This is a genomic window from Bradyrhizobium sp. LCT2 (assembly GCF_009931255.1).
In the GTDB taxonomy this organism is placed as follows: Bacteria; Pseudomonadota; Alphaproteobacteria; order Rhizobiales; family Xanthobacteraceae; genus Bradyrhizobium; species Bradyrhizobium diazoefficiens.
The window spans coordinates 8,056,533-8,079,342 of record NZ_CP034432.1 but is presented as its reverse complement, the minus strand read 5'-3'; the positions used below and the strand labels follow the sequence as shown (position 1 = coordinate 8,079,342).

Genomic DNA, 22,810 nt, shown 5'->3' with positions numbered 1-22,810 from the left:
GGCGTCTCTGGAATACTGGGTCACCCGGTCAAGCCGGGTGACGACAGCGGAGGAGAAGGAACGCCCTGTTGCCGAGAGCGCACACATCAGGGGTTTCGCCTCCGGCCTCGTTGCCAACGAACGGCGGTTCACCCACACTCCGCCCCGACCAGACATTTGGGGGGGATCGATGCCCGCTTTTCACTTCAGGAAGTCCGCTCTTGCTGCCGTGTCGGGGCTTGCCCTGGCCGTCCTGGTCCACCCCGGCGCCGGCTTCGCCTACACCCAGGAGGAGCAGCAGGCCTGCACGCCGGATGCGATGCGGCTGTGCGGCGAGTTCGTGCCGAACGTCGATGCCATCACCGCCTGCATGATCCAGAAGAAGGCGCAGCTCTCGCCGCAATGCAAGGTGTTCTTCCGCCAGGGGCCCGAGCCGGGCCAGGCCCGCGCCGGCAAGCCGACCAACATCGCGCCCAAGACGGCGAAGAAGAGCACCAAGCCGGCGCCGAAAGTGGCCAGGAAGAAGAAATCCGAAGAAGGCTGAGCGCGACAGGCGCGTTCCTTTCCTGAAACTCATGCCTTGGCAAAAGCGCGAAGCGCGTCTTCGCGCTTGACGACATAGGCTCCGCGACAGCTACCGGACTCGTTTTGTTCGCGCGCCCTGCGCGCCTGCTTGCGGAAATTACCGCCACACGTGATCGAAAAGAGTCGCGAGACGGTTTGCGCGGCAAGGTTGCATTCCGGCTTTCCCCTTCTCGCTGCTCAAAAAAACCAACGATTGCGCGCATCGCAGGCTCTTGATTGCCGTTCGTGTCTTGTCGCGCGCAGCAGTGTGACTCAAAAGCCAACACGTCTTGTTATTTCGTGGCTGCAGAGCAACTCCCGGTAAATTTTTCTTTCCCGAATCAGCGCGGTGATTCATTTTCGGAGCCTGGGGTCAATCTGGAGGCCGAAGGTATGAACGTTATTGTTTTTGCATCGCGTAAAGGCGGCTCGGGCAAGAGTACCCTGGCCGCACATCTCGCCGCGCAGATCAAGGCGAGCAAACAGGTCATGCTCGTGGACGCGGATCCGCAGGGGTCGCTCACGCTGTGGCACAAGCTGCGGGGCACCAACGAACCGCCGATCAAATCGGCCGTGAACTCCGTCAGCGGCATCGTCTCCGCCGCCAAGCGCGACGGTTATGAATGGGTGTTGATCGACACGCCGCCGAACCTCTCGGCCGTCGTCGACGACGCCATCAAGAATGCCACCATGGTGGTCATTCCCGCCCGTCCCGGCGTGTTCGACGTCAACGCGGTGCAGGAAACCATTCAGATGTGCCGCGCGGCGCGCAAGCCCTACGCGGTCGTGCTCAACGGTGCTCCGGCCAAGCGTGACGAAGCCGAAAGCCCGATCGTCACCATCGCCCGCGAAGCGCTGGCGAAATTCCGTGCTCCGGTGTGGGGCGGTCAGATCACCAATCGTTCGGATTTGTTGATGGCGCTCAGCCACGGCGAAGGCGCGCGTGAGTATCAGGCCGAGAGCCGTGCGGCTCAGGAGATTGCAAGGCTGTGGGCGGCGATCGAGCGTTCGGTCAAGGCCATTCGCGGCACGGCGTCGGCATCCGGCGCAATGCACAAGCAGGCGGCATAATTTTCACAAATCATTCCCCGGACGAAAAACGCGCGGATGTCTGCGCGTTTTGCGTTTCTGGGCCTCGCTCTGTCATTCCGGGATGGCGCACAAGCGCCAGACCCGGAATATCGAGATCAACGTTACGCCACCATCAGCATGTAGAACACGATGACCGGCGACAGCGTCAGGATCACCGACCAGATGCCGGCGGCCCAGAGAATGTCCTCGGTGGTGAAGCTCTCCTCGGTGGTAAAGCTCTGTCGTGCGTCGTAATGCGACGCCATTTCATTCTGACTATTCACAAACGCCCCCGCGATTTCTTCGCTTATGGGCATCACGCTACGCGAGATGTTTTAAAATTCCGGGTTGCTGCGCCGCTCGCATTTTGAACGCATTTGTGACGCGGGTTTAACCATCCGCGCGCGTTCTCGTCAGCCGACGAGCCAGACCCGAAACAGCAGCACCGGCATCAGGCCGAGCATCACCGCCCAGAACCCGAACGACGAAACCACCAGGATTCCCCGCAAAAGATCGGCGGGCGCGAATTGCTGTGCGGCCGTAGGCCGGGCGCGACGTCCCATGGTCATTCCCCCTTTGGAAGGCTTTGGAGAAAAACGATAGGCGCCAGAGCGTAAACGAGACGTGGATACGCCATGCGGCAGCAGCGAAGCCGATTGGGGCGCGGTTAACCACGAGGTCTCTTACCCTCCCCCCTTGTGGGGGAGGGTGGCTCGCCGCGTAAGCGGCGAGACGGGTGAGGGGTTTCCCTCCCCACGGACAGTTTGCGCGCGGAGAGAAACCCCTCATCCGGCGCTTCGCGCCACCTTCTCCCACAAGGGGAGAAGGGAAGGCAGCGTGCACGAGGTGAGATTGCGTCGCGCTAAACCCACCCGCTGTATTCGCGCCTGATCTCGTCGACCCGATTCCACTCCCGCGTCACGATATGTTCGCTCAAGCCGATGTCGCGGCGCAGCCAGGCCGACGCTGGATATTTGTCGGTCCATGTGAAGCCCCCCGCGCATGACAGGAATTGCCAGAGGGCCTTGAGGGCGCACAGCCACCGGTGAGGTCGCATGGGTTGATATCCACTGAGATTGCGTCGGGCAGCACGCGGCCGTTCGAACCGGAGCCAACCGGTTCGTTCGAAAGGCCATGTGCGGGTGAGGTGAAGAGGGGGGCTACGCCGCGACTTTCATCCGTCGCTCGATCTCGCGGTCGATCGTGGCGGCGAGCTCGCTGCTGACTTCCACCATCGGCAGGCGCACTTCGGGGCTGTCGATCAGGCCGCTGCGCCACAGCCAGTGCTTGGCCGGCGCGGGGCTCGGCTCGGTGAACAACAGGCGCGTCAGCTCGGCGACCTCCTGCCAGCGCGCCTGCGCCGCGTCGCGGTTGCCTCGCTTCAGCTCGGCATGCACGGCCGCGAACGTCGCGGTCTCGACATGGGCTGAGAGCACGATGCCGCCATCGGCGCCGTCGGTGAGCGCCTCGAGGTAATTCGCGTCCTCGCCGGTGAGCACGCGAAAACCGTCCGGCCGGTCGCGCAGCAGCGCGATCGACTGCTCGCGGCTGGCGCCGCAATCCTTCAGGCCGACGATGTTGGGATGCTCGGCGAGCCGCAGCATGGTCTGGTTGGTGATGTTGACCGCGCAGCGATAGGGAATGTTGTAGAGCGCGAGCGGCCAGGCGGCGTGGTCGGCAAGTGCTTCGAAATGCGCCAGGAGCCCGCGCTGCGACGGCCGCACGTAATAGGGGCTCGCGATCAAATAGCCGTCGATCGGCCAGTCCGCGGTTTCATCAAGGCGCTCCTTCAGCCGCGAGGTGTCCGCGCCCGACATTCCGAGGCAGATAGGCAACGTTCGGCGGCCGGCCGCCATCTCGTCGCGGACGATGGCGACGAGGCGTTCGAGCTCGGCGTCCCGCAGCGTCATGCCTTCACCCGAGGTCGCCCCCAGGATGAAGCCGTCGACGGCCTGTCCGCTGTAATGTCGCGTCAGCCGCCGCAGCGACGTCTCGTCGAGCTTGCCGTCTCGAAACGGCGTCACCAGCGGCAGCCAGAGTCCGTGCAGATGCGTTCGCAGGTCGGTCATGTCCAATCTCCTTCTCGGGAAAAAACCTGAGACGGAGGGCACATGAAAAAACCCCGTCCAGGTGGCGGGGTTTTCGAGATTTGCTGCGATGACGAAGCGTAGTTAGCGCGCGCAAAAATCCGAGGTCCCCGGGTGGGGGCCTTTTTTCGAAACGATTGCGCACGACTTCGTGATCATTCGCAAATGATGCGGGCGATACGTGGAACTGTCAATACACGCGGAAGGCGAATGCCGAATTGGGCAGAAAAAAAGCCGGGCTCGAACGAGCCCGGCTTAAGGTATTGGCCACGTGAGGCCGACACAATCACCTTCCAAGAGGGATTACTGAACTCCCGCGCCACTGGAGGAGGGGGACAAATGCGCAACGCGAAGGCTCAGCGTGCAAACATTATGAGCTTGCCTAACGCCATGCAGCAACAGCCGAGGCCGCATGTCAGACATGCGGAAATCAGGAAGGCCAGCGCTGCGCCTTGCTCACCACGAAGTCGCGGAACACCTGCACGCGCGCGACCGTCTTCAACTCCTCGGGATACACGAAATATGTATCGAGCTGGATCGAATCCGATTCGCCGAACAGCTGCACGAGACGGCTCTGCTCTTCGATCAGATAATCCGGCAGCGCGGCGATGCCGAGGCCCTGCTGACAGGCGCGCACCAGGCCGAGGATGTTGTTCACCCTGAAATAGGCCTCGCGCGGACCCGAGCCGTTGCGGCCGGCTTCGACCAGCCAGTTGCGGTTCTGAAGATGCGGCGCGAAGGTGCCGTCCGAGAGCGTGATGATGCGGTGGGAGTCGAGCTCCTCCAGCGTGCGCGGCGTGCCGAAGCGCTTGATGTAATCCGGCGAGCAATAGGCGTGGAAACCCATCGCGAACAGCTTGCGCTGGATGAGATCCGGCTGCGTCGGCTTGCGGGTGCGGATCGCGACGTCCGCCTCGCGCATGGACAGATCCAGCTCTTCGTCGGTGACGATCAGCGAGATCCGGATCTCCGGATAGAGCGCGGTGAATTCGCCGAGCCGCGGGATCAGCCAGTTGATGCCGACGCCGGGCGTGGTGGTGATCTTGAGATCGCCGCTCGGCCGCTCGCGGCTATCGGTCAGCTTGGCGCGCGCCGCCTGGAGCTGCATGAACACGTCATGCGCGGTGCGGAACAGGAGGTCGCCCTGCTCGGTGAGGATCAGGCCGCGGGCGTGGCGGTGGAACAGCGAGACCGAGAGCTCCTGCTCCAGCGCCGAGACCTGGCGCGAGACCGCCGATTGCGACAGGCCGAGCTGTTCGCCCGCATGCGTGAAGCTGCCCGCTTCAGCCGCCGCGTGAAACACCTTCAGCTTGTCCCAGTCCATATCCGTAAATCCGTCGCGTGTTCGAGGCATGATCTTTATTCCGCTGCTGCACGCTCGCTGGCGCGCAAGGCCAAGAAACGTTCGGCTTCGAGTGCTGCCATGCAGCCGAGGCCTGCGGCCGTCACGGCCTGGCGATAAGTCTCGTCGGCGACGTCGCCGGCGGCGAACAGGCCGGGCACCGAGGTGGCGGTCGAGTTCGGGGCGACCTCGACATAGCCCGACGGTTTGAGCTTGACCTGGTCCTTCACCAGCTCGGTCGCCGGGGCGTGGCCGATGGCAATGAAGATGCCGTCGGCCTTAAGCTCGGTGAGCTTGCCGGTCTTGACGTTCTTGAGGCGGACATGGGTGACCTTGTTCGGGTTCTCGGTGCCGCAGATCTCGTCGACGGCTGAGTCCCAGACCACCTTGATCTTCGGGTGCTTGAACAGACGCTCCTGCAGGATGCGTTCGGCGCGGAAGTGGTCGCGACGATGCACGATGGTGACCTGCGAGGCATGGTTGGTGAGGAACAGCGCTTCCTCGACCGCGGTATTGCCGCCGCCGACCACGATCACTTCCTTGCCGCGGTAGAAGAAGCCGTCGCAGGTGGCGCAGGCCGAGACGCCACCGCCCTGGAATTTCCCTTCGGACGGCAGCCCGAGCCAGCGCGCTTGCGCGCCCGTGGCGAGGATCACGGTTTCGGCGAGATAGACGTCGCCGCTGTCGCAGGTGAGGCGGAACGGTCGTCGCCCGGTCTCCAGCTTGGTCACCAGGTCGGTGACGATCTTGGTGCCGACATGGACCGCCTGCTTCTCCATCTGCTCCATCAGCCAGGGGCCCTGGATCACGTCGGCGAAGCCCGGATAGTTTTCGACGTCGGTGGTGATGGTGAGCTGGCCGCCCGGCTGGATGCCCTGGATCAGGATCGGCTCGAGCATCGCACGCGCGGCGTAGATCGCCGCCGTGTAGCCCGCGGGGCCAGAGCCAATAATCACGACCTTTGCATGAACAGGAGCGGACATTTCGATGGACGCCTTTCACGGGGGATTTGCAGCGCGGGCGCGGAAGGAGCCAGGAGGCCTCGCGGAGGCGCTGAAATATCAGAGCTAATCTAAGCGTTCTGGTGAGCTATGCAAGAATTGCATTCCCTGTCGGCGGATTTTTCCAACAGGGAACAAAAGTCGATTGCGCTGCACGCGCAATAAAATTGCGCAATGGGTGCGGACTGGGCTATGAGGATTGCGACAAACCCACCCGATACCGCCGCAAAGGCCAGGAGTTCCAATCACGTGTCGCGGAACCTAGACGAGATCGACCTGAAAATTCTCACCGAGATTCAGGCCGACGGTCGAATCACGAATGTTGAGCTGGCCAAGCGGGTTGGCATTTCGCCGCCGCCCTGCCTGCGCCGGGTCCGGGCGCTGGAGGAGGAGGGCTACATTCACGGCTATCGCGGGCTGCTGGACGCGCGAAAGCTCGGTTTCGACGTCACGGTGTTCGCGGCCGTGCACCTGTCCAGCCAGGCCGAGGCGGATTTGCGCGCCTTCGAGGAGTTCGTCCGCGCCGAGCCCCTGGTGCGGGAATGCTGGATGCTGTCGGGCGAGGTCGATTTCATCCTGAAATGCGTCGCGCCCGACATGGCGACCTTCCAGGATTTCGTCACCCACCTGACCGCCGCGCCCCATGTCCGCAACGTGCGGACCTCGCTGGTGCTGCACAATTCGAAATATGAGGCGGCCGTGCCGCTGGATGTGAAGGGGCGGCGGTAGGTTCGCCAAGCCTGTTAGTCCCGTCATCCAGGCGCGAGCGCGTAGCGCTCGTCGCTGGAGGTGCGAGTGATGGGGCGCGGAGCGCCCCATCGGGAGCCTCGAAGGATGAGCGGCCCGCGTGTCGCCGCGCGAGGCAACAATGGGGCCGTCGCCCTTCGAGGGCCGCTGAAGAAGCGGCCACCTTCAGGGTGACGGTCATAGAGTTGCGCTTCGCGGTCTCCACACCGTCATTCCGAGCAACACGCCTAAACAAAAAGGCCGCGCGGTTTGCGCGGCCTTTTCAAAACATCATCACGCGCAGCGGCAAATCCTTACCGCCACTCCACCTTGGTGATCTCATACGCCTTGGCGCCGCCGGGTGCGTTGACCTCGACGGTCGAACCCTTCTTCTTGCCGATCAGCGCGCGGGCGAGCGGCGAAGTGATGGAGATGCGGCCCTTCTTGGCGTCGGCCTCGACCTCGCCGACGATCTGCCACACCGCCTTCTTCTCGGTGTCCTCGTCGACCAGCGTTACGGTGGCGCCGAATTTGATGGTGTCGCCGGACAGTTTCGAGATGTCGATGATGTCGGCGCGCGCGAGCTTGTCCTCGAGCTCGGCGATGCGGCCTTCATTGTGGGACTGCTCTTCCTTCGCGGCGTGATATTCCGCGTTTTCCGACAGGTCTCCGTGCGAGCGCGCCTCCGCAATATGCTCGATGATGCGCGGACGGTCCTCGGACTGGCGCTTCTTCAATTCTTCCCCGAGCGCGGCAAACCCGGCCGAAGTCATCGGAACCTTTTCCATCTTCTCTCTCGTCCTTCGATCGTGCGCCCCAGAACGCGAATGGGCGCCCAACCTTGATTCGTCGGTATTTCCGGGGCTCGGTACATGAGCCGCCGGACGTCGACAGATATGGGCTTGGCGCCGGAACAGAACAACCATATGGCCGGACAGTTCCTGCGGCCATTGTGGCTTGACTGCCAATCACTTAGCGGAAGGCTTAACCTTTCAAGGCCTAGCCTTCCGTTCGCGATCAGGTTTCCGAAAAGTAGCTCTGCAGGGTACGAACCTCAAGGTCCCCGCCAAGATAGGCGCGGATGCCCTGCGCGGCCGCCACGGCCCCGGAAAGAGTGGTGTAATACGGCACTTTATGCAAGAGGGCCGCGCGCCGCAGTGAACGGCTGTCGGCGAGCGCCTGCGGGCCTTCGGTGGTGTTGAAGACGAGCTGGACGTCGCCATTGGTGATGGCGTCGACGATATGCGGCCGCCCTTCGAGCACCTTGTTCACCTTCTCGGTCGGGATGCCCTGGTCGGTCAGGAAGCGCTGCGTGCCCGACGTCGCCAGCACCTTGAAGCCGAGCGAATGCAACTCGCGAACGGCCTCGGCGATACGCGTCTTGTCGCTCTCGCGCACCGAGACGAACACCGTGCCCTTGCGCGGCACCCGCGTGCCGCCGCCGAGCTGGCTCTTGGCGAAGGCCACCGCAAACGAGCGGTCGATGCCCATGACCTCTCCGGTCGAGCGCATCTCGGGGCCGAGCACCGTGTCGACGCCGGGGAAGCGCGCGAACGGGAATACCGATTCCTTGACGCCGACATGCTTGAGCTGCGCCTTCTTCAGCCCGAAATCGGCGAGCTTCTCGCCGGCCATGATGCGCGCGGCAATCTTGGCGACCGGCGTGCCGACCACCTTGGCGACGAAGGGCACCGTGCGCGAGGCGCGCGGATTGACTTCGAGCACATAGATCTCGCCGTCCTTGATGGCGTATTGCACGTTCATCAGGCCGACGACGTCGAGGCCGAGCGCGAGCTCGCGCGTCTGCCGCTCCAGCTCCTCGATCATCTTCGCATCGAGCGAGTGCGGCGGCAGCGAGCAGGCGCTGTCGCCGGAATGGATGCCGGCTTCCTCGATGTGCTCCATGATGCCGACGATGAAGGTGTCCTTGCCGTCGCAGAGGCAGTCGACGTCGATTTCGGTCGCGTCCGACAGGTAGCGGTCGAACAGCAGCGGGTTCTTGCCGAGCACGGTGTTGATCTGCCCGGTCTTGTCGTTCGGATAGCGCGCCTTGACGTCGGCCGGCACCAGCTCCGGCAGCGTGCCGAGCAGATAGTCGTTGAGCTGGTTCTCCTCGCGGATGATCTGCATGGCGCGGCCGCCGAGCACGTAGGACGGGCGCACTACCAGGGGCAGGCCGAGATCGGCGGAGACCAGCCTCGCCTGCTCGACCGAATAGGCGATACCGTTCTTCGGCTGCTTCAGCCGCAGCTTGTCGAGCACGCGCTTGAAGCGGTCGCGGTCCTCGGCGAGGTCGATGGCGTCCGGCGAGGTGCCAAGGATCGGCACTTCGGCGGCCTCGAGCGCGCGCGCCAGCTTGAGCGGCGTCTGGCCGCCGAACTGCACGATCACGCCATGCAGCGTGCCGTTGGTGCGCTCCTTCGCGATGATCTCCAGCACGTCCTCGGCGGTGAGCGGCTCGAAATAGAGCCGGTCCGCGGTGTCGTAGTCGGTCGACACCGTCTCCGGGTTGCAGTTGACCATGATGGATTCGTAGCCGGCGTCGTGCAGCGCGAAGCAGGCGTGACAGCAGCAATAGTCGAACTCGATGCCCTGGCCGATGCGGTTGGGCCCGCCGCCGAGAATGATGACCTTCTTCTTGTCCGATGGCGTGCTCTCGTCCGCCGGAGCGCCAGCAAACGGCGCCTCATAGGTCGAGTACATGTAGGCGGTTGGGGAGGCGAATTCGGCCGCGCAGGTGTCGATGCGCTTGTAGACCGGGCGAACGTCGAGCGCGTGGCGCTTCGCCGTCACCTCGGCTTCCGTCGTGTCGGCGAGCACCGCGAGCCGCGCGTCGGAGAAGCCCATGGCCTTGAGCGTGCGCATGCCGAAGGCATTGCCCGGCAGGCCGTTCTTCCTGACCTTCTCCTCCATGTCGACGATGCCGCGCATCTCGCCGAGGAACCACGGATCGATCTTGCAGGAGTTGAAGATGTCCTCGTTCGACCAGCCGAGCCGCATCGCCTGGGCGACCTGGAGCAGGCGGTTGGGTGTCGGCGTGCCGAGCGCGGCACGGATCGCATTCTTGTCGTCGTGCTGGCCCAGCCCCTCGATCTCGATCTCGTCGAGGCCGGTCAATCCGGTCTCGAGCCCGCGCAATGCCTTCTGAAGACTTTCCTGGAAGGTGCGGCCGATCGCCATGACTTCGCCGACCGACTTCATCGACGTCGTGAGCGTCGTGGAGGCGCCGGGGAATTTCTCGAAGGCGAAGCGCGGCACTTTCGTGACCACGTAGTCGATGGTCGGCTCGAACGAGGCCGGCGTGGCGCCGCCGGTGATGTCGTTGGCGATCTCGTCCAGGGTGTAGCCGACCGCGAGCTTGGCGGCGACCTTTGCGATCGGAAAGCCGGTGGCCTTCGAAGCCAGCGCGGAGGAACGCGACACGCGCGGATTCATCTCGATGACGACCATGCGGCCGTCGTCGGGATTAACTCCGAACTGCACATTGGAGCCGCCGGTCTCCACCCCGATCTCGCGCAGCACCGCCAGCGAGGCGTCGCGCATGATCTGGTATTCCTTGTCGGTCAGCGTCAGTGCCGGCGCCACCGTGATGGAGTCGCCGGTGTGCACGCCCATCGGATCGAGGTTCTCGATCGAGCAGACAATGATGCAATTGTCCTTCTTGTCGCGCACCACCTCCATCTCGTACTCCTTCCAGCCGAGCACGGATTCTTCGATCAGCACTTCGTTGGTGGGAGACGCGTCCAGGCCGCGCTCGATGATGTCGAGGAACTCTTCCTTGTTGTAGGCAATGCCGCCGCCGGTGCCGCCCATGGTGAAGGAGGGGCGGATGATCGCGGGCAGGCCGATCTCGGACAGCGCCATCATGGCCTGGCCGAATGCGTATTCCTGGTAGCGCTTGCGGCGGTCGCTTTCGCCCAGCGTCCATTGCCGCTCGAGCTCTTCGAGCGCGGCGCCCGAGAGCTTTTCGCGTTCGGCGAGATATTTGTCGCGGAACGACTTCTTCAATGCCGACGCATTGGCAAGCCGGGACTTCGGCGTCTCGAGCCCGATCTTGGTCATGGCCTCGCGGAAGAGCTGGCGATCCTCCGCCTTGTCGATCGCGTCGGCGGTGGCGCCGATCATCTCGACGTGGAACTTTTCCAGCGTGCCCTGCCGGCGCAGCGACAGCGCGCAGTTCAGCGCAGTCTGGCCGCCCATGGTCGGCAAGAGCGCGAAGCCGCCGGGAACGACGTGACGTTCCTTCTCGATGATCTTGGCGACGATCTCGGGCGTGATCGGCTCGATATAGGTCGCATCGGCCAATTCCGGGTCGGTCATGATCGTGGCCGGGTTGGAATTGACGAGGACGATGCGATAGCCCTCTTCCTTCAGCGTCTTCACCGCCTGCGTGCCCGAATAGTCGAACTCGCAGGCCTGTCCGATCACGATGGGACCGGCGCCGATGATCAGAATGGTGGTGATGTCTGTACGTTTGGGCATCAACTCTCGCCGAAGTCGGATTTGGGCACAAAAAAAGGGCGCGCGGCTGCGCGTCCCTTTGGCCGAGAGCGCGGTGGTCTCCCTCGCGCGCGGGTGGGTCTTAGACCAGTTTTCGGGGCGGCGAAACCCCGAAAAACACCCATCAACCGGCAATTTTGACCGGTTTTGGCCGTGCCTGCCAGCCACGGGCGAGGTGCACCAGAAGCGAGGCCGCAACGCTCGTTCCGCCGATCCAGCCGAGGTCATTTGGCGACAGCGTGGCCAGCACCGCGCCTCCCAAGGCGCCGCCGATGGCGAAGCCCAGATACATCGACGAGGCGTTGAGCGAGAGCGCGATCATCGAGGCCTGCGGCTCGATCCGGATGATGCTGGCGATCTGCGCCGGATAGAACGCCCAGCCCGAGATGCCCCAGAGGAAGATCGTGCCCAGCACGGCATAATGCGCCTGTCCGGGCATCAATTTGAGGACCAGCGAATGCAGGATCAGCGCGGTCGCCATGCCTGCGAGCCCGAACGCTGCGGTGGCGAGCGTGCCGAGCCGGTCGGCCAGGACGCCGCCGAGCATGTTCCCGATCGCGGCGGCGCCGCCGAACACCAGCAGCGCAAGGCTGATCTGCGAGGCATCGAAGCCGAGGCCGCGCAGCGGCACCGCGAAATAGGTGAACACGGTGAAGCCGCCGAGCCCCCATAGAATCGTGATCAGAAGCGCCACCAGGACATTGCCGTGACGCGCCACCGCCAGCCGCTCGCCGAGTGAGGCGGTGTTGCGCGGCAGGCCGCGGGGCAGGCCCAGCAGGAGGCCGGCGAGCGCGACGGCACCGATCAGGGCGACCATGGCAAAGGTCGCGCGCCATCCGAACAGGCTCCCGACGAGATTGCCGAGCGGGACGCCGATCACGGTCGCAACCGTCAGTCCCGAGGTGACCAGCGCCACCGCGCGGCCGCGCCTTTCAGGCGAGGCGACGGCTACCGACACCGCGAGCGCCGTCGGCATGCACAGCCCGGAGCCCAGGGCCATCAGCATCCGGGAAGCCAGAAGCAGGGCGTAGCTGGAAGCCACCATCGCGGCGAGATTTCCGGCGATGAAGGTGGTCAGCGCCAGAGCCAGCACGGTCCGGCGGTCGATATTGTTCAGCGCCACCGCCAGGATCGGCGAGCCCACGGCATAGGTGAGGGCATAGGCGGTGACCAATTGGCCGGCGGCCGAGACCGAAATCGACAGGTCGGTGGCGATCGCCGGCAAAAGCCCTGCGATAACAAAGCCTTCGGTGCCGATCGCGAAGGCCGCCAGGGCCAGCCAGAATACGCTCATTGGAAAGATCCCTATGTTCAATGTTTATTGAACTATCGAACGCGACGGTTTCAGTGTCAATTGGTTCAAGAACTATTGAACATTGCGGCCGCATCGCTATGATCCGAACCATGAGCCGCACGCCCCTCCATCCCACCCGCGAACAGATCGAGCTGCCGATGGTCCTGGATTGCCTGAGCGATCCGATCCGGTTGGCGATCGTCTACCAGCTCGCCCAGCAGGAACGTGTCAGCAGTGAGCTCTGCTGCGGCGACTTCAATGGTCTCGCCGGCAAATCCAACCTCGCCTATCACTTCGCCAAGTTGCGCGAATGCGGCCTGATGCAGACGCGCGTGGCGGGCACCAACCGCTTCATGCGGCTGCGCCGCGAGGATCTGGAGGTGCGCTTCCCCGGCCTGCTCGATGCCGTGCTCAGCTCCGCAGCCAAGGATGCGGACCGGCTTCAGCTTCTGTCGGAGTGTGAAGTCGCCAAGGCAGATTGAGCCGCGGATACAGTCCGTCTACGCTTTCGCTTCGCTCAATTTGCGCCGGACACGCTTCCGCTGCCGGTCTAGCATGGCTGCGCCACGCGTAGCCCGTCAGGGCGAAGCGTGGAGACCCGGCCTGGATTTGAACCAGGATAAAGAGCGATGCACCGCTCTCGCGTAGACACTTCCGCCACCGGGCCGGATGGATCATGTCCGAGCGAGGTGCGACAAGCCACCTCAGCCAATTGTTATGCTTAACGAACCATTGGCGGTCGCGCGATGAAGGTCATGCGCCAGCGATTGTGGCCGATATTGGTGTGGGCGCGCTGGACCGCGAACCCGGCCGCCTTCAACCTGGCCGTGATCTCGTCCTCGCTGTAGCGCTGCAGCCCGATGCGCGAGCGCAGCTGACGGTAATCGGACAGCGCGGTGCTGATCAGCCCGATCAGCGCGTCCTTCAGGAAGCCGTGACGCAAGCCGAAGCCGAGCAGCGCCATCACGTCCCTGAACATGCCGACATTGGGCTGGAGGATGTCGCCGAGCACCAGCTTGCCGGACGGGGTCAACAATCGCCGGATGTTGAGCAGCGCGGCATCGAGCTCCTCCGGCGTCATGTACTGCGCGACCGAGTTCATCACCACGAGGTCGATCGACTGGTCCTCCATCTTGCGGACGTCGTCGAGCGAGCGGACACGGATCTTGGTGTTCGGGGCAAACCGCGCGATCAGCCGGCCGCGTACGCCCGGCGCCGGCTCGGCAAGGATCAGCTTGCCGCAGGCGGCTGCCACCTGGCTCGCCGACAGCGCCTCGCCGCAGGCGTAGTCCAGCACCGTCGCCTCGGGCGAGGAGATGTAGCCGATGATGTCCCGCGCGATGATCTGGAAGTGCAAATCGCGATGCAGCTTGCTGACATAGATCGTATGCGTGGAGTCGTAATAATCGATCCAATCGTCCATGGTGTCCGAACGTCCCGGCCAAACAGCTCCTGCACAGGAACCGGCGCTGCCCACCTTGCGTTAGGGGGGCGACGGCGCGCCGTCAATGTCCGCGTCCTAACAGGAAGGTTTCCCGTGAGCAAAGCTCCCAACAAGGTCTCGCCCGACCTCGACACCCCCACCGATCTGTCGCCCCAGGCGGTCAACAAGGTTTCGGAGGCGCTCAACGTGCTTCTGGCCGACGCGTTCGCACTGTATCTCAAGACCAAGAATTTCCACTGGCACATCAGCGGCCGGCATTTCCGCGACTACCACCTGCTGCTCGACGAGCACTCGGACCAGATCTTCGCCACCACCGACCAGCTCGCCGAGCGCGTCCGCAAGATCGGCGGCGCGACGCTGAAGTCGATCGGCCAGGTCGCAAAGCTCCAGACCATCAAGGACAACAACGAGGATTACGTCCCGCCGCGCGAGATGCTGCGCGAGCTGATGCAGGACAACAAGCATGTCGCGGGCGCGATGCGGAAGGCCCACGAAGTCTGCGATGACGCCGGCGATGTCGCCAGCGCCAGCATCCTCGAGGTCTTCATCGACGAGACCGAGCGCCGCACCTGGTTCCTGTTCGAAGCCACCCGCCAGGAAGGCGCGAACGAGGCTTAGTCATGGTGCTGTAGGGTGGGCAAAGGCGCGCGCCGTGCCCACCATCTGTCCGCACAGTTCAAATGGATTGGTGGGCATGCTTCGCTTTGCCCACCCTACGGCACCGCGCTTGTAGCTATCGCCACAACCGCATCAGCGCCCCGTCCTTGCCTGTCACCGGATCGGCCGGCGGCAACGCGACCTTTGGAATCGTCTTCAGCGCCTTGGCATGGTTCTCCGGCGTCGCGCGCGTGATCTCCATCTTGCTGCCCGGCGGATAGGCGCCGATCACGCAGAAATCACCGCTTGCCTTGATGCACTGATGTCCGGTGCCGGCTGGCAGGATCGCGACATCGCCGGCCTTGATCTGAAGCTCCTGGCCATGGTCGCCGCCGAAGCGAACGCGTGCACTCCCACGCGCAACGCCGAGCACCTCATGCACCGTCGCGTGGTAGTGCAGATAGTCGTAGACGCCGTTGCGCCACGTGCCGCCCCAGCCGTTCTCCTCGAACAGGTTTTCGATCGTCTGCTCCGGATGCTCCGGGTCGAGCTTCACCGCCCCCTGGTAGACCAGGAAGGGGAGGATGTTGTTCGGCACGAGCCCGTCATCCTCAAACACGATGGCGAGCGGCTCGGCATTGTCGCGGACGACGGACATGGGAGGCTCCAGTGGCAACAGACCAGGAATCAAGACGGCGCAGGCGTCCTTGTTCCTGACACAAGTCCATATGCCGGCTTGACGGAGATCAAGGCGCGGGCGGCCATTCAGGGGCACGCAAATCAACGCGAAGGAGGGGGACGCCATGTACGCATCCGACGTTGCGCAGCGCCATTTTTCGGCGGCCGTCGACGAGGCGGAGACGGCCGGTCTCGGGTACGAAGCCGTCTGCCGCGCCTTGCTCAGCCTGGTGATCTCAAAATATCTCGAGACGAGGTCCGTCGCCGACATCCAGGCGGAGCTGCACTTCATCGCTGAGAACTGCGATCCCGACACGGACTTCATGTTCATGCGTCCGTGACGGTAGGCCCCGGCGGATTCATCCGCCGGGTGATCTTGCAGCTTACGCGCTCTTCTTCTGCCGCATCAGATCGGCGAAGCGCTGGAACAGGTAGTGCGAGTCGCGCGGGCCCGGCGAAGCCTCGGGGTGGTACTGCACCGAGAACACCGGCTTGCCGTCGAGCTGGATGCCGCAATTGGAGCCGTCGAACAGCGAGATGTGGGTCTGCGTCGCACCCTTCGGCAGCGTCTTCTCGTCCACCGCGAAGCCGTGGTTCATCGAGGTGATCTCGACCTTGCCGGTGGTCTCGTCCTTCACGGGATGATTGGCGCCGTGGTGGCCCTGATGCATCTTCTTGGTCTTGGCGCCGACGGCGAGGCCGAGCATCTGGTGGCCAAGACAAATCCCGAAGGTCGGCGTGCCCGACTTGATGACGTCCCGGATGACAGGCACGGCATATTTGCCGGTCGCGGCCGGATCGCCCGGGCCGTTCGACAGGAACACGCCGTCCGGCTTCATCGCCAGGATATCTTCGGCTGACGTCGTTGCCGGCACCACCGTCACCTTGCAGCCGACGCCGGCGAGCAGGCGCAAAATGTTGCGCTTGATGCCGTAGTCGATGGCGACGACGTTGAACTCGGTCTTGTCCTGCTGGCCAAAGCCCTTGTCCCAGAGCCACGGCGTCTCGTCCCAGGTGAAGCGCTGGCCGGAGGTGACCATCGGCACGAGGTCCATGCCCTCGAGCCCCGGCCATTCGCGGGCTTCTTCCTTCAGACCATGCAGGTCGAACTCGCCGTTCCTGGCATGCGCGATCACGGCATTGGGCATGCCCTTGCTGCGGATCAGCGCGGTCAGCGCGCGGGTGTCGATACCGGAGAGGCCGATGATGCCGCGCGCCTTCAGCCAGGCGTCGAGATGCTTGGTGGCGCGGTAGTTCGAGGGATCGGTGATGGCGGTGCGCAGGATCACGCCGCGCGCGCCCGGCGTCGCGGCCATGTTCACCGTCTCGATGTCTTCCTCGTTGGTACCGACATTGCCGATATGCGGGAAGGTGAAGGTGATGAGCTGGCCGGCATAGGATGGATCGGTGAGGATCTCCTCGTAGCCGGTCATCGCGGTGTTGAAGCAGACTTCACCGACGGCGTGGCCTTCGGCGCCGAGACCGAAGCCTTCGAGCACCGTGCCATCGGCGAGCACGAGGAGCGCGGTCGGTTTATGGTCCGGCCAGGCGGGATCGTTGTCATGTTGTGTCATGAGCGCGTTTCATAGTCTGCCCGCGCGCCTCCGTCAAAGCGGGAGAGGCCCGATTCACATGCGTTTTTGCATATTTGACAGCCCGTCCCGGGTACTTAAGCTTGGCCGCACAATTTCCGGCAAATCTAGGGGCTTTCGAGGCAATAATGGACCAGACCACCCCGCTTCTGCTGGTTCCGGGGTTGGCCTCCTCGGCTCGGATCTATGCCCCGGTGATCCCGGCGCTGTGGCGGTTCGGCCCGGTGATGGTCGCCAACCATATCCGCGATGACAGCATGGCGGCGATCGCCCGCCGCGTGCTGGGCGAGGCCCCGCCCCGCTTTGCGCTCGCCGGCCATTCCATGGGTGGCTACATCGCGCTGGAGATCATGCGCCAGGCGCCCGAGCGGGTTTTGAGGCTCGCGCTGATCAACACCCAGGCCCGGCCCGATACGGCGGAGGCGACCCAGCGCCGCCGCGGCCTGATGGAGCGCGCGAAGCGCGGGGAGTTGCGTGCCGCGCGCGAGGAGATGTTTCCGGAACTGGTGCATCCCTCGCGCCGCGACGATGCCGACCTTCGCCGGCTCGTGCATGAGCAGGGCGACGACGTCGGCGTCGACGGCTATCTGCGGCAGCAGATCGCGATCATTGCGCGGGTCGACTCGCGGCCGACGCTGGCCACGATCAAATGCCCGACGCTGGTGCTGACCGGCGATCAGGACAACACGATTCCCAATGCGTTCTCGAAGGAGATGGCGGACGGCATTGCCGGCGCGAAGCTCGTCGTTCTGGCGAATTGCGGGCATCTGCCGCAGCCGGAACAGCCCGCGGCGACGGTGCAGGCGCTGACCGAATGGCTGCAAAGCCAGGTTGTCTCAGGAGCGCGAACGGCCTAGATCAGGCGTCGGATATTCAAAGGGATCACGACCATGCTGCGCGACGACATCAACAATGCGGTCAAGGAGGCCATGAAGGCCAAGGACGAGCGCAAGCTGTCCACGCTGCGCATGGTCAATTCGACCTTCAAGAACGCCGACATCGAGGCACGCGGCAGCGGCAAGCCACCGCTGTCGGACGCCGACCTGCTCGCCGTGCTGCAGAAGATGATCAAGCAGCGCCAGGAATCGGTCGAGCTCTACGACAAGGGCGGCCGCGCCGAGCTTGCCCAGCAGGAGCGCGAGGAGATCGCGGTGATCTCGGCCTACCTGCCGAAGCAGATGTCCGATGACGAGGTCAAGAAGGCGATCTCGGACGCGATCGCTGAAACCGGTGCAGCCGGCATGAAGGACATGGGCAAGGTGATCGCGGTGTTGCGGGCGAAGTACGCCGGCCAGATGGATTTCGGCAAGGCGAGTGGTTTGGTGAAGGCGGCGCTGTCGGGCTGAGTTGTCATTCCGGGGCGACGCGTCAGCGTCGAGCTATGATGCGCAATTGCGCATCAGAGAATCCATCGGGCCGCCAGTTCTGTTGCGCAATGGATTCCGGGCTCGTGCCAAGGGGCGCGCCCCGGAATGACAAAAGAACAAGGGGAGGCAACCGATGACCGGCGCCATCAAGCCGTTCCGCATCGCCATCAGCGACGACATCCTCGCCGATCTCAAATCGCGCCTCGCCCGCACGCGCTGGCCGGAGGCTGAACTCGTCGACGACTGGAGCCAGGGCGCGCCGCTGAAATGGATCCGGGAGATCTGCACCTATTGGGCTGATGGCTACGACTGGCGCGCCCGCGAAGCCAGGCTCAACCGCATCGATCAATACACGACCGAGATCGACGGGCTCGATATCCACTTCCTGCATGCGCGTTCGAGGGAGCCCTCCGCGCTGCCGCTGATCATCACCCATGGCTGGCCCGGCTCGATCGTGGAATTCCAGAAGGTGATCGCGCCGCTGGTCGATCCCGCCGCGCATGGCGGCAATCCCGCGGATGCGTTCCACGTCGTCTGTCCCTCGCTGCCGGGCTTCGGCTTCTCCGCCAAGCCGCAAACCACCGGCTGGGGCGTCGACCGCATCGCCGCGACCTGGGCCAAACTGATGGACCGCCTCGGTTATGCGCGCTACGGCGCGCAAGGCGGCGACTGGGGCTCGGCGGTGACGACCTCGCTCGGCGCGCAGGACGCCGAGCATTGCGCCGGCATCCACATCACGCTCGCCTTCAACGCGGCGCCGAAGGTCGAGGGCGAGCCGACGGTGGAGGAGAAGCGCGCGCTCGCCGGCCTCAAGCATTACGTCGATCTCGACTCCGGTTATTCCAAGCAGCAGTCGACGCGGCCGCAGACGCTCGGCTACGGCTTGACGGATTCGCCGAGCGGGCAGGCGGCCTGGATTCTGGAAAAGTTCTGGGCCTGGACCGATTGCGGCGGCCATCCCGAGAACATCTTCTCCAGGGACGAGCTGCTCGACAACGTCATGCTCTATTGGGCGACGGAGACGGCGACCTCGTCCGCACGGCTCTATTGGGAAAGCTTTGGCAAGCGCCGCACAACGCCCAGGGTCGGCGTGCCGACCGGTGTCGCCGTCTTCCCGAAGGAGATCATCACGCCGGTACGGCGCTGGATGGAGCCCAACTTTTCCAACATCACGCATTGGAGCGAGATGGAGAAGGGTGGCCATTTCGCCGCCTTCGAGCAGCCGGAGCTGTTCGTGGGCGATGTCAGGAAGTTCTTCGCGACGGTGCGATAATTCTCTCGCGGTCATTCCGGCGCGCGCAAAGCGCGAACCATGGTGCGCGCTTGCGCACCTGAGAATCTCGAGATTCCGGGGTCGGTCCTGTGGACCGCCCCGGAATGACGTCGAATGCAGATGTTATGCCCGGGCTTGTCCCGGGCATCCACGAGCTTAGACTAGGCTCAAGAAGCAAGGGCGTGGATGGCCGGGACTTTGATCGCGAAGACGCGCTTCGCGCTTTCGCCCGGCCATGACGCCAAGACCGTGGAAACGCGAGCCATGCTCACCGAAGCCAAGACCTACGACGAGCTCTATCGCAACTTCCGCTGGGATATCCCGGCGCGCTTCAACATGGCGGAGGCGTGCTGCGACCGCCATGCCGACGGTACCGGCCGTCTCGCGCTGATCTATGTCGACGAGAACGGCGCCACCACGCGCACCTCCTTCGACGAGGTCGCGGAGATGTCGCGCCGCTTCGCCAACGTGCTGAAGGCGGATGGCCTTGCGCGCGGTGACCGCGTCGCGGTGTTCCTGTCGCAGTCGCTGGAGCTGCCTATCGCGCATATGGCAGCGTTCCGCTCCGGGCTGATCTCGATCCCTCTGTTCGCGCTGTTCGGCGAGGACGCGCTGGAATTTCGCCTGTCGAATTCGCAAGCAAGAGCCATCATCACTGATGAGGCGGGCTGGGAGAAGCTCACGAGGGTCCGCGATCGGCTGCCCTATTTGCAGGACATCTATGTCACGAGCGGCGCCGTCCACGCCGGCGCAAAACCGTTCTGGCCGGCGATCGAAACCGCGTCCGAGGATTTTGCGACCGTCGACACCTCGGCCGACGATCCTGCGCTGATCATCTACACCTCGGGCACAACGGGCAATCCGAAGGGTGCGCTGCATGCGCATCGCGTCGTGCTCGGCCATCTGCCGAACGTCGAGATGTGCCACAATTTCCTGCCGCGCCCCGGCGATCTCATGTGGACGCCGGCGGACTGGGCCTGGATCGGCGGCCTCGTCAACGGCCTGCTCGCGTTCTGGTATCACGGCATTCCCCTGGTCGGTCACCGCGCCCGAAAATTCGAGCCGCAGGCGGCGATGCAGATGATGGCCGATCTTTCCGTCCGCAACGTCTTCCTGCCGCCGACGGCGCTGAAGCTGATGCGGCAGGCCGGCGTGAAGCATCCCGGCGTCAAGCTGCGCAGCATTTTCACCGGCGGCGAATCGCTCGGCGGCGAACTCTTGGGCTGGGTGCGCGAGACCTTCGGCATCGACGCGCACGAAGTATTCGGCCAGACCGAGTGCAATCTCGTGATCGGCAGCAACTCCAACCTGTTTCCGATCCGGCCCGGCGCGATGGGCAAGGCGACGCCGGGCTTCGACGTCCGCATCGTCAACGACCAGGGCGAGGAGCAGCCGCGCGGGCAGCGCGGCATCATCGGCGTGCGCCAGCCGTGCCCCGTCACGATGCTCGAATACTGGCGCAATCCGGAGGCGACCGCGAAGAAATATGCCGGCGACTTCCTGCTTACCGGCGATCTCGGCGTGCAGGACGAGGACGGCTATTTCTGGTATGTCAGCCGCGAGGACGACGTCATCACCACCGCCGGCTATCGCGTCGGCCCATCCGAGATCGAGCACACGCTGATGAAGCATCCGTCGGTGGCGATGGCCGCGGTGGTCGGCATTCCCGACCCGATCCGCACGGAGTCGATCAAGGCCTGGATCGTGCTGCGTCCGGGCTTTACCGGCAGCGACGCGCTCGCGCGCGAGATCCAGGAGTTCGTGAAGGTGCAGCTCGCCGCGCACGAATATCCGCGCTTCGTGGAGTTCGCCGAGACGCTGCCGATGACGGCGACCGGCAAGGTGCTGCGGCGCGAACTGCGGGCGAAGGGTTAGCTTCTTCCAATGCCAAAGACGTCTCAAGCCGCGGGGCTTCACCGCGCCTCACTTGCGAAGCTGCACGATCTCGATGCTGCGCTGGAGCTCATGTATTACGGCTGGCGCGGGATGACGCTGGAGGCCGACGAGTATCTTGCAAAGCAGGGCCTGTCGCGCCCGCACCATCGTATCCTCTACGTGGTGGCCCGCCGGCCCGACATCGCGATCGGCGCGCTGATCGAGATCCTCGGCATTTCCAAGCAGGCGTTGAACCGGCCGCTCAACCTGCTGCTGGAGCGCAAGCTCCTGACGTCGAAGCGCTCGCCCGAGCAGCATCGCTCCAAGCTGCTGCGCCTGACGGACGCCGGGAAACGTATCGAGCAAAGGGCATCGGACCACGAGCGCAAGGCCCTGCGCGCGGCGTTCGATCGCGTCGGGGCGTCCGGCGCGGCGTCATGGATGGCCGTCATGGGGGCGATCGCCGACAACCACTGACGAATTCTCAAGTCAACATAGTTGACATGAGGCGTGGACTTTGCCACTTTCCCGGCAACGAGCCAGGGGAGGGCCGCGTCATGAGCGGACGGAAGCCGGGAGCGCTCAAGAGATGAGCGCTCAAGACACGAATGCACAGATAATGAATCGCGCAGCCGCCGAGCGCTTCGTCGCGGCATGGTGCGCGAACTGGTGCAAGGTCGATATCGACGCGGTCGTCGCGCACTTTGCCGACAATGCGCAGATGCGCAGCCCGCTGGCGCTGACACTGACCAGCTCTCCTGTCGTCGCTGGCGCCGAAAACATCCGCGCCTACTGGCGGAAGGCCTATGGCCACATCGAAAGCGCCGACCTGAAGATCCTGAGTTGGAGCTGGGACGAGACAATCGCGCGGTTGACGGTGTGGTGGCAATTGGGCGACACGCGCGCCAGCGAGTTCATGGATTTCGACGCTGCCGGCCGCGTGGTGCGCAGCGAAGCCTTTTACGGAAAATAGACATGCGCCTTTCGGATTTCGTTCTGCTTCTCAACGCGCTCTGGTTCGGCGGCGCATTCATCCAGTTCAGCATTGCACAGCGCAACACGTTGAAGATCTTGCTGCCGCGGGAAGAGCGGAGCAATCCAATCGCGCCGACCCTCGCGGCCAGCGTGGCGTTCCTGGGCGGGATGAATTTGCCGATCGGGCTTTTGTCGTTCTTTCTTCTGGTCGCGCGCCCGCCGTTCTTCCAGCCCGTCGAGGCGCAGCTTGTGCTGTTCCTGTTCTTCGCCGCCTGCCACTTCAGCCAGTTCGCCTATAACCTGCCGATCCTGATGCGTGGCGGACGTGTCGGCGTGGCTTACTGGCCGGTGCTCAAAGGCCCGATGCTCAGGATATTCGTCATCGACGCGGCCCTGTTCGCGGCCAATCTTGGCGTGGCGCTTCTGCTCACGTGGTCGTCCTGAC

General features: G+C 64.1%; 25 protein-coding genes. 13 read left to right on the top strand and 12 right to left on the bottom strand.

Annotated features, from left to right (window positions below):
* Positions 1–169: 169 nt before the first annotated feature.
* Both EI171_RS38170 and EI171_RS38165 read left to right on the top strand, forming a co-directional pair.
* Complete coding sequence (locus EI171_RS38170; RefSeq protein WP_161536334.1) at positions 170–523, top strand: hypothetical protein; 354 nt, start codon at positions 170–172, stop codon at positions 521–523.
* A gap of 413 nt (positions 524–936) precedes the next feature.
* Complete coding sequence (locus tag EI171_RS38165) at positions 937–1,614, top strand: ParA family protein (RefSeq protein WP_027547672.1); 678 nt, start codon at positions 937–939, stop codon at positions 1,612–1,614.
* Positions 1,615–1,736: 122 nt separating this feature from the next.
* On the opposite strand, the gene EI171_RS38160 is transcribed toward EI171_RS38165, so the two are convergent.
* The 6 genes from EI171_RS38160 to trxB all read right to left on the bottom strand — a co-directional run bounded on the left by EI171_RS38160 (position 1,737) and on the right by trxB (position 6,026).
* Complete coding sequence (locus EI171_RS38160; RefSeq protein ID WP_028172834.1) at positions 1,737–1,931, bottom strand: hypothetical protein; 195 nt, start codon at positions 1,929–1,931, stop codon at positions 1,737–1,739.
* A gap of 96 nt (positions 1,932–2,027) precedes the next feature.
* On the bottom strand, positions 2,028–2,177 hold the full coding sequence (locus tag EI171_RS45095) for a hypothetical protein (protein WP_165448175.1): 150 nt from the start codon (positions 2,175–2,177) through the stop codon (positions 2,028–2,030).
* A 299-nt stretch (positions 2,178–2,476) separates the two neighbouring features.
* Positions 2,477–2,671 carry a hypothetical protein gene (locus EI171_RS38155; RefSeq protein ID WP_161536333.1) on the bottom strand — a complete coding sequence of 65 codons (195 nt, stop codon included), beginning with the start codon at positions 2,669–2,671 and terminating at the stop codon, positions 2,477–2,479.
* A gap of 103 nt (positions 2,672–2,774) precedes the next feature.
* Positions 2,775–3,683 (bottom strand): 4-hydroxy-tetrahydrodipicolinate synthase, encoded by a 909-nt coding sequence (locus EI171_RS38150; RefSeq protein WP_161536332.1) that lies wholly within the window; start codon positions 3,681–3,683, stop codon positions 2,775–2,777.
* A gap of 448 nt (positions 3,684–4,131) precedes the next feature.
* Positions 4,132–5,055: a LysR family transcriptional regulator gene (locus EI171_RS38145; protein ID WP_028172837.1), complete on the bottom strand. Its 924-nt coding sequence runs from the start codon at positions 5,053–5,055 to the stop codon at positions 4,132–4,134.
* Between the two features lie 5 nt (positions 5,056–5,060).
* Positions 5,061–6,026, bottom strand: a complete 966-nt coding sequence (gene trxB, locus EI171_RS38140; RefSeq protein WP_011090115.1) for a thioredoxin-disulfide reductase — start codon at positions 6,024–6,026, stop codon at positions 5,061–5,063.
* A gap of 267 nt (positions 6,027–6,293) precedes the next feature.
* On the opposite strand from trxB, the gene EI171_RS38135 reads away from it, so the two are divergent.
* On the top strand, positions 6,294–6,773 hold the full coding sequence (locus EI171_RS38135; RefSeq protein WP_027547667.1) for an Lrp/AsnC family transcriptional regulator: 480 nt from the start codon (positions 6,294–6,296) through the stop codon (positions 6,771–6,773).
* Positions 6,774–7,084: 311 nt separating this feature from the next.
* Here the strand turns inward: EI171_RS38135 and greA are convergent, their stop codons facing one another.
* From greA to EI171_RS38120, 3 genes are all read right to left on the bottom strand, one after another.
* Positions 7,085–7,558: a transcription elongation factor GreA gene (greA, locus tag EI171_RS38130; protein ID WP_011090113.1), complete on the bottom strand. Its 474-nt coding sequence runs from the start codon at positions 7,556–7,558 to the stop codon at positions 7,085–7,087.
* Positions 7,559–7,787: 229 nt separating this feature from the next.
* The gene (carB, locus tag EI171_RS38125) at positions 7,788–11,252 is read right to left on the bottom strand and encodes a carbamoyl-phosphate synthase large subunit (protein WP_161536331.1); all 3,465 of its coding nucleotides are present in this window, start codon (positions 11,250–11,252) and stop codon (positions 7,788–7,790) included.
* Between the two features lie 142 nt (positions 11,253–11,394).
* Positions 11,395–12,564 (bottom strand): MFS transporter, encoded by a 1,170-nt coding sequence (locus tag EI171_RS38120; RefSeq protein ID WP_161536330.1) that lies wholly within the window; start codon positions 12,562–12,564, stop codon positions 11,395–11,397.
* A 110-nt stretch (positions 12,565–12,674) separates the two neighbouring features.
* Between EI171_RS38120 and EI171_RS38115 the strand changes: the two genes are divergently transcribed.
* The gene (locus EI171_RS38115; RefSeq protein ID WP_038965431.1) at positions 12,675–13,046 is read left to right on the top strand and encodes a helix-turn-helix transcriptional regulator; all 372 of its coding nucleotides are present in this window, start codon (positions 12,675–12,677) and stop codon (positions 13,044–13,046) included.
* Positions 13,047–13,285: 239 nt separating this feature from the next.
* Here the strand turns inward: EI171_RS38115 and EI171_RS38110 are convergent, their stop codons facing one another.
* Positions 13,286–13,987 (bottom strand): class I SAM-dependent methyltransferase, encoded by a 702-nt coding sequence (locus EI171_RS38110; RefSeq protein WP_161536329.1) that lies wholly within the window; start codon positions 13,985–13,987, stop codon positions 13,286–13,288.
* Between the two features lie 114 nt (positions 13,988–14,101).
* On the opposite strand from EI171_RS38110, the gene EI171_RS38105 reads away from it, so the two are divergent.
* A complete protein-coding gene (locus EI171_RS38105; RefSeq protein ID WP_027547661.1) occupies positions 14,102–14,626 on the top strand; it encodes a Dps family protein in 525 nt (174 codons plus the stop codon).
* A 115-nt stretch (positions 14,627–14,741) separates the two neighbouring features.
* Here EI171_RS38105 and EI171_RS38100 read toward each other — a convergent pair whose 3' ends face one another.
* Complete coding sequence (locus EI171_RS38100) at positions 14,742–15,263, bottom strand: hypothetical protein (RefSeq protein ID WP_161536328.1); 522 nt, start codon at positions 15,261–15,263, stop codon at positions 14,742–14,744.
* Positions 15,264–15,408: 145 nt separating this feature from the next.
* Here EI171_RS38100 and EI171_RS38095 point away from each other — a divergent pair, with 145 nt between their 5' ends.
* Complete coding sequence (locus EI171_RS38095) at positions 15,409–15,624, top strand: hypothetical protein (protein WP_161536327.1); 216 nt, start codon at positions 15,409–15,411, stop codon at positions 15,622–15,624.
* A 42-nt stretch (positions 15,625–15,666) separates the two neighbouring features.
* Here the strand turns inward: EI171_RS38095 and carA are convergent, their stop codons facing one another.
* Complete coding sequence (carA, locus tag EI171_RS38090; protein WP_161536326.1) at positions 15,667–16,857, bottom strand: glutamine-hydrolyzing carbamoyl-phosphate synthase small subunit; 1,191 nt, start codon at positions 16,855–16,857, stop codon at positions 15,667–15,669.
* Positions 16,858–17,003: 146 nt separating this feature from the next.
* Here carA and EI171_RS38085 point away from each other — a divergent pair, with 146 nt between their 5' ends.
* The 7 genes from EI171_RS38085 (at position 17,004) to EI171_RS38055 (ending at position 22,809) form a co-directional block, all read left to right on the top strand.
* Positions 17,004–17,732 (top strand): alpha/beta fold hydrolase, encoded by a 729-nt coding sequence (locus EI171_RS38085; protein WP_161536325.1) that lies wholly within the window; start codon positions 17,004–17,006, stop codon positions 17,730–17,732.
* A 33-nt stretch (positions 17,733–17,765) separates the two neighbouring features.
* A complete protein-coding gene (locus EI171_RS38080) occupies positions 17,766–18,221 on the top strand; it encodes a GatB/YqeY domain-containing protein (RefSeq protein WP_011090104.1) in 456 nt (151 codons plus the stop codon).
* A gap of 154 nt (positions 18,222–18,375) precedes the next feature.
* Positions 18,376–19,515 (top strand): epoxide hydrolase family protein, encoded by a 1,140-nt coding sequence (locus EI171_RS38075; RefSeq protein WP_161536324.1) that lies wholly within the window; start codon positions 18,376–18,378, stop codon positions 19,513–19,515.
* Between the two features lie 264 nt (positions 19,516–19,779).
* Positions 19,780–21,390 carry an acyl-CoA synthetase gene (locus tag EI171_RS38070; RefSeq protein ID WP_161537151.1) on the top strand — a complete coding sequence of 537 codons (1,611 nt, stop codon included), beginning with the start codon at positions 19,780–19,782 and terminating at the stop codon, positions 21,388–21,390.
* Between the two features lie 9 nt (positions 21,391–21,399).
* Entirely contained in the window at positions 21,400–21,867 is a 468-nt protein-coding gene (locus EI171_RS38065) for a MarR family transcriptional regulator (protein WP_011090101.1), read from the top strand.
* A 142-nt stretch (positions 21,868–22,009) separates the two neighbouring features.
* Positions 22,010–22,363: a nuclear transport factor 2 family protein gene (locus EI171_RS38060; RefSeq protein ID WP_246740351.1), complete on the top strand. Its 354-nt coding sequence runs from the start codon at positions 22,010–22,012 to the stop codon at positions 22,361–22,363.
* A gap of 2 nt (positions 22,364–22,365) precedes the next feature.
* A complete protein-coding gene (locus EI171_RS38055) occupies positions 22,366–22,809 on the top strand; it encodes a hypothetical protein (protein WP_028172851.1) in 444 nt (147 codons plus the stop codon).
* The last annotated feature ends 1 nt before the right edge of the window (position 22,810 follow it).